Genomic DNA, 5,772 nt, shown 5'->3' with positions numbered 1-5,772 from the left:
TCCCCAGCCCGCCCCCAGTTTTGTACTATCAAGGTCAGGTGAAACCCGAGGAAAATGCTGGAGAAACCCCCATGGTGGCGATCGTGGGGACTCGCTACCCCACAGAATACGGCAGGCGGTGGACTCGCCGCTTGAGTGCGGTTCTGGCGAAACGGGGATTTACCATCGTTTCGGGGATGGCTGCGGGTATCGACAGCGTCGCCCATCATGCCTGTATCGAGTCAGGAGGGCGGACGGTTGCGGTTTTCGGCACGGGGGTCGATGTTATCTATCCCCCCAAGAATCGATCGCTGTACGAGCAAATTCTCGAATCTGGGTTGGTGTTGAGCGAATATCCGGCGGGCACAAAACCCGATCGCGCTCACTTTCCCCAGCGCAACCGGATCGTGGCTGGGTTGAGTCGCGCCACCATCGTCACGGAAGCACCGACAAAATCCGGGGCGCTGATTACCGCTTACATCGCCAACGACTTTAACCGCGATGTTTATGCTTTACCCGGTTCTCTCGATAATGAGAACGCTTTGGGATGTTTGGGACTTTTGTCTCGGGGAGCAAATGTCATTTTGGGGGAAGGGCATTTGTTGGAAATGCTGGGGGATTTACCTTCATTGGATGTGGAGAAGTCTCCCTCAACTCAGCTTGAAATGACTCCACCCCCCATCGATCTCGAACCGGAACTCGATCGCGTCTTGCAAGCCGTTCCCCGAGAATCCACTGCCTTCGATGCGATCGTCCAAGCCGCCCAAATGGAGGCGGGAACGATATCTGGGGCATTGGTGCAGTTAGAATTATTGGGGTTGGTGACTCAGTTGCCGGGAATGCGATACCAGCGCATTCGATGAGTCGTTATCGCCTTAGAGCACTCCAAGAAAAAAATCATCCCATCGTAACAATCTCAAAGTTGCTTGATGGGGTGACGGTAACTCTTTGCCTCATTCCCCATTCCCTACCAAAACCAGAAACTGTCTTATCCCGCGCCTGACGTTAATGACTTCACCGCCCTTTCGCTACGTCCATAGCAGCAACTTTCCAGAACTCTTAGAAACGTTAGGAATTTCCCTGTTTATCTCCACCTATCAAGCGGGGAAACTGATGGTGGTGCGATCGCAGCAAAAACGCCTCGTCACCCTACTGCGAAATTTCGAGCAAATGATGGGCTTGGCGTTACAACCCCATCGCCTCGCCATCGGGACGCGCCATCAGATTTATTTTTTTCGTAATGCCCCCGAAATCGCCCCCCACGTGGAACCGGGAACGGAATACGATGCCTGTTTTTTACCGAGATCGTCCCATATTACCGGGAATATTCGAGTTCACGAACTGGCTTGGGCAAACGACGAACTCTGGATCGTCAATACCCGTTTCTCCTGCTTGTGTACCCTCTCCCCAGACTCCAGTTTCGTTCCCCGCTGGAAACCGCCGTTTATCAGTACCCTCAACGCAGAAGATCGATGTCATTTGAATGGTTTGGCGGTGGTGAACGATCGACCCAAATACGTTACCGCTTTTTCCGAAACCGATACCCCTCGAGGCTGGTACGACACGAAAGCCACCCACGGCTGTATTATGGAAGTCCCTTCGGGAACAGTCGTAGCGCGGGGCTTCTCCATGCCCCATTCTCCGAGAGTCTATAACGATCGCCTCTGGCTGCTAGACTCGGGCAATGGCACCTTGGAGATCGTACAACCGGAAACAGGCGATCGCACCGTTGTGGCTCAGTTACCGGGCTTTACGCGAGGGTTGGCGTTTTACGGGCGTTACGCTTTTGTCGGCGTTTCCCAAATTCGCGAGAAACGGATTTTTGGGGGTTTACCCATCGAAGAAAAGTTCGATCGATTGCAATGCGGCGTGTGGGCAATCGATATTCAAACGGGCGATCGGGTTAGTTTTCTCCAATTTCAATCGGGTTGTACGGAATTATTTGACATACAAGTTTTATCGCAATTCGATCGACCCCAGATTATTGGATTTCAGAAAGATAAAATTAATAATATATTTGTGTTCGATCCAGAATTTATCGATTCATAGTATGTTTCTATATCATGAAGAATATAAGAACTCTTATATCACTCACACTTGCAATTTTTGTAACCTTCTGGGTTAGTACGCAGGTTGCATCCCAAAATACCGCAACGAAAACCGAAGTTGAGCCAACTTCTGAGGTTGTCTTAATGTCAGAAGTCGAGTGGAGTCCCCTCAACCCTGCCCGTGGCGACCAAAGCCCCAGAGCTGGAACTCTTTGGGGCGATCGCACCGATTCAGGAGCGTCAGGCTTCCTTGTAGAATTTGTGGATGGCTTCTCGTCACCACCTCACATTCACAATATTACCTATCGAGGAGTGGTCATTCGCGGTACGATTCATAACGATGACCCCAATGCTGAGAACATGTGGCTACCCAAGGGTTCTTACTGGACTCAGCCTGGGGGAGATGTGCATATTACCTCAGCATCAGGCAACAACCTGGCTTACATAGAAATTGAGGAAGGACCCTATCTCGTCCTTCCGACTGAGGAGGCGTTTGATAGCGATGATAGGTCTATCAATGTAAACGAATCGAACATTGTTTGGCTGGACGCATCAAATATCACCTGGATCGATCGTTCTGAAATGTCCATCTCTGCCGACGAACCCAAACTAGCCTTTCTTTGGGGTAATCCGCAGAATGGAGAGTTGAGCGGGACTCTGATTAAGCTACCACCTGGATTTACTGGAAAGATACGCAGCAACGGCTCAACCTTGCGGGCTGTCGTAATTCAGGGTCGAGCGCAATACCAAGTGTCGAATGAGGCAAAAGGAAAGACCTTAGAGCCAGGCAGCTATTTTAGCTTAGAGGGAGAATTTGTGCATCAGATATCGTCCGAAGCACAGGAGGAGTGCATCATCTACGTGCGAGTGAAGGGAAAGTACGAAGTGATTCCGTCTTAGCCAAGGAAGTAACCCGTCCAATTCGCGCGATCGCAATTGGTTTGTTGGTCAGAGTGTTCCAATTATTACTTGTGAAGGCTGTTGTTTATCCCACATCGTATTGGATGATTTTTTATTGGAGTGCTCTAAAGTCTTAAAATCGAACAATAAATATGACCGTTACCATCCAAAAGTTACTTCAGTGGAAACAGCAACAACGACCTATTGTCGCCCTGACTGCCTGGGAATATTCGATCGCCCAAATCTTAGACGGGGCAGGAGTCGATCTGATTCTCGTCGGGGATTCCCTCGCTATGGTTGCCCTCGGTTACGAAACCACACTACCCCTAACTTTAGATGAAATCGTACATCATGCCAAAGCCGTTCGGCGAGGAGTAAAAGAAGCCTTTTTCGTGGTGGATTTACCCTTTTTAACCTATCAAGAAAGTCCCCAACAAGCCTTGCGTTCGGCCGGACGAGTTTTAAAAGAAACAGGTGCTCGAGCGGTTAAAATTGAAGGTGGATATCCAGAGATCGTCGAGACGGTTTCTCGGTTGGTTCGGGCGGGAATTCCGGTGATGGGTCATGTGGGATTAACGCCCCAATCTGTCCGTCAACTGGGCTACCGACAGCAAGGTAAAACTCTCGAAGATCGCGATCGCATTTTGGCAGAAGCCACTGCCCTCGAACAGGCTGGAGCCTTTGCCATCGTCCTCGAGCATATTCCTGACGATTTAGCCAGTAAAATCACCAAAAAACTTACCATTCCCACCATCGGTATCGGGGCGGGAAATGGCTGTGACGGTCAAATCCTCGTCACCCACGATTTGCTCGGACTTACCGAAAAACAGCCGCCTTTTGCCAAAGTGTACGCAGATTTGCGCCAAACAATTACCCAAGCCGTCGGAGAATATGCAAAAGAGGTGCGCGATCGCACCTCTTCCCAGTGAAAGTTCCCAGTGAAAACTTGAGAATGTCCTAGAAGCGTTCCGTTTCCGGTGGCAAATCTCCCATTCCCGGTTGCAAAAAGCCGTTATCTTCGGCGGTATTTTGATAGATACATTGGACGTGGGGGTCTTCTTCCAAGCGCCCCGTAAATCCAAACGTATTCATCCGATTTTTACACTCGCGCACTTCTTGGGAGGTAATGGCCTTCTGCCGTTCCAAAACGTTCCAGTTGTTCGTTCGCAACACGCACCCAGGTTCCATACTCGGCTGGGCGACGTAGACATTAAACGGATTGAGTGTCAGATACACTTGAGAGTTGACCACCATCGCACTTGCCCCGTACTGAGCGCAGACTTCCGGATTGGGCGCGCTGCGATCGAGAAATTCTCGGGAGGCAAAGTTCTGAGGGCTGAGATTCGCCGTCGAGCTAAACGCAATCCCGATGCCAATACCCAAAATGAAAATACCACCCATCAAGGCTAGGGATATGTAATTAAGTGGTGATGAGGATTGTGGTTTGCGCTTCATACTAACTCGAAAAACTCGAATAAAAAGGTGAATACAAGCTTTTGATTATCTATGATATACGCTTCGCTCTTATATGGGGAGGAGGGGAGATGGAGACAAAACCGGCCCAATGCTCCGAAGATCCAACTCTCCAAACCTTTCCCCCTCTCATCTACGGTAGCGGCAAGAGCAGTCCTCCCGTTTCGTCGAGGTTGCGCAACACTTCATCGCGCAGTACATTTTGCCGACGGGCGATCGCCATGGAGTACAATCGCTTGAGTTCGACAAATCGGGTGGCTTCATCTCCCTCATCGAGCAATTGTTTTTCGCGAGCTAAATAATCGTTGACTTCATCTCGCAACGTCGCGATCGGATCGTCACTTCTAAGAAGTTTCAAAAACCGACCTTCGGGAGAATCGTTTGACGGTTTCGCTCGTTCTAAAGCCGCGATCGTCTGGGGAATCAAGTTATTGGTGGGTTTGACTTGAAATGTCTCGGGTACGAAGTCGAGCAAGCGCTGGCGATCGGCAGATAGAATGGGGTTTTCGAGGTCGATCGCCATCACCGATGCCACGAACTCCCGAGGGACAATTCCCTGTGTCATCAGTCGATCGATTGCATCGTTATCGATATGGCTCGCTTCGGGCACGAACCAGGCAAAGTTGGTATCTCCGGGTCGTTCCCCGGCTAATTTGACTGCCGATTCTCGCACCAGCCGATCGTACTCTTGGGTTTGCACCTTCGCCACCTCAGAAAATTGACGGCTTTCGGTAATGCCCAAACCTCGGTATCCGGCAAATCCGCCCCCGGCAATAAGTTCGGCATTTAGAAAAAAGCTATCGGGAATGGCGATCTCGCTTTGGGAGGTGGTGTTGGAGAAAGGATGGAGGTTGGAGGTGCGATCGCTACTGATGAAGTTCACCTCTGTGGTGGCAAACAGGGGTTTGAGAAGCTCCTTTGCCTCTGTTACCCGTACCATCGATCGATCGGCACGGGTGATGGTCTTAATTTTGCGGGAATTGAACTGGCGAATTGCCGGAATGAGTAATTTTTCGAGTTCTTCAGCGCTGGTTAAGCGCCCTTTCAAGTGACTGCTATCGGCTACCGGCCAGCGATCGGGTTGCTCGGCTTTCAGGTACGTCGCTTCTGAGGCAAAAGAATGCCAATTATTCCACGGGAAGAACAGTTCTTTCATAATCGGCGCGCCGTTAACGTGGCAAGCCATACAAGTTCCCGTACGCTCTCGAGGCTGTAGCGCAGATGCCCCCACCGACGACCCGCGAAATTTCCAGCTCGGCCCTTTGGTTCCCTTGCCATCAAGTTTATAAAAATTGTAGCGCCCGCGCTGGTTATCCCAACCCCACACTTCCAGGGAATTGGGAGTCTCAGAAAACTCATTGGAATTAAATCC

At 50.5% G+C, this 5,772-nt stretch carries 6 protein-coding genes; 4 read left to right on the top strand and 2 right to left on the bottom strand.

Annotated features, from left to right (window positions below; all coding sequences use genetic code 11):
• The 4 genes from dprA to panB form a co-directional block, all read left to right on the top strand.
• The coding region (gene dprA, locus IQ235_RS16915) for a DNA-processing protein DprA (protein WP_264322602.1) at window positions 1-842 on the top strand (842 nt) is incomplete at its 5' end.
• Window positions 843-987: 145 nt separating this feature from the next.
• The gene (locus IQ235_RS16910) at window positions 988-2,028 is read left to right on the top strand and encodes a TIGR03032 family protein (protein ID WP_264322601.1); all 1,041 of its coding nucleotides are present in this window, start codon (window positions 988-990) and stop codon (window positions 2,026-2,028) included.
• Window positions 2,029-2,171: 143 nt separating this feature from the next.
• Complete coding sequence (locus tag IQ235_RS16905; RefSeq protein ID WP_264322600.1) at window positions 2,172-2,927, top strand: DUF4437 domain-containing protein; 756 nt, start codon at window positions 2,172-2,174, stop codon at window positions 2,925-2,927.
• A gap of 152 nt (window positions 2,928-3,079) precedes the next feature.
• Complete coding sequence (gene panB, locus IQ235_RS16900; protein WP_264322599.1) at window positions 3,080-3,856, top strand: 3-methyl-2-oxobutanoate hydroxymethyltransferase; 777 nt, start codon at window positions 3,080-3,082, stop codon at window positions 3,854-3,856.
• 28 nt (window positions 3,857-3,884) lie between these two features.
• On the opposite strand, the gene IQ235_RS16895 is transcribed toward panB, so the two are convergent.
• Together IQ235_RS16895 and IQ235_RS16890 are read right to left on the bottom strand one after the other, a co-directional pair.
• Window positions 3,885-4,382, bottom strand: a complete 498-nt coding sequence (locus IQ235_RS16895; RefSeq protein WP_264322598.1) for a DUF3172 domain-containing protein — start codon at window positions 4,380-4,382, stop codon at window positions 3,885-3,887.
• A gap of 151 nt (window positions 4,383-4,533) precedes the next feature.
• Window positions 4,534-5,772 (bottom strand): hypothetical protein (locus IQ235_RS16890; protein WP_264322597.1); only part of this gene is annotated, 1,239 nt, incomplete at its 5' end.

Source organism: Zarconia navalis LEGE 11467, assembly GCF_015207075.1.
Lineage (GTDB): Bacteria > Cyanobacteriota > Cyanobacteriia > Cyanobacteriales > Geitlerinemataceae > Zarconia > Zarconia navalis.
Note: the sequence above shows the minus strand (reverse complement) of the source record. Positions and strands in the feature narration are given on the sequence as shown.

Coding starts and splice junctions, on each gene's coding strand:
- IQ235_RS16910 (WP_264322601.1), top strand. CDS start 988: ATGACTTCACCGCCCTTTCGCTACGTCCATAGCAGCAACTTTCCAGAA.
- IQ235_RS16905 (WP_264322600.1), top strand. CDS start 2,172: ATGTCAGAAGTCGAGTGGAGTCCCCTCAACCCTGCCCGTGGCGACCAA.
- panB (WP_264322599.1), top strand. CDS start 3,080: ATGACCGTTACCATCCAAAAGTTACTTCAGTGGAAACAGCAACAACGA.
- IQ235_RS16895 (WP_264322598.1), bottom strand. CDS start 4,382: ATGAAGCGCAAACCACAATCCTCATCACCACTTAATTACATATCCCTA.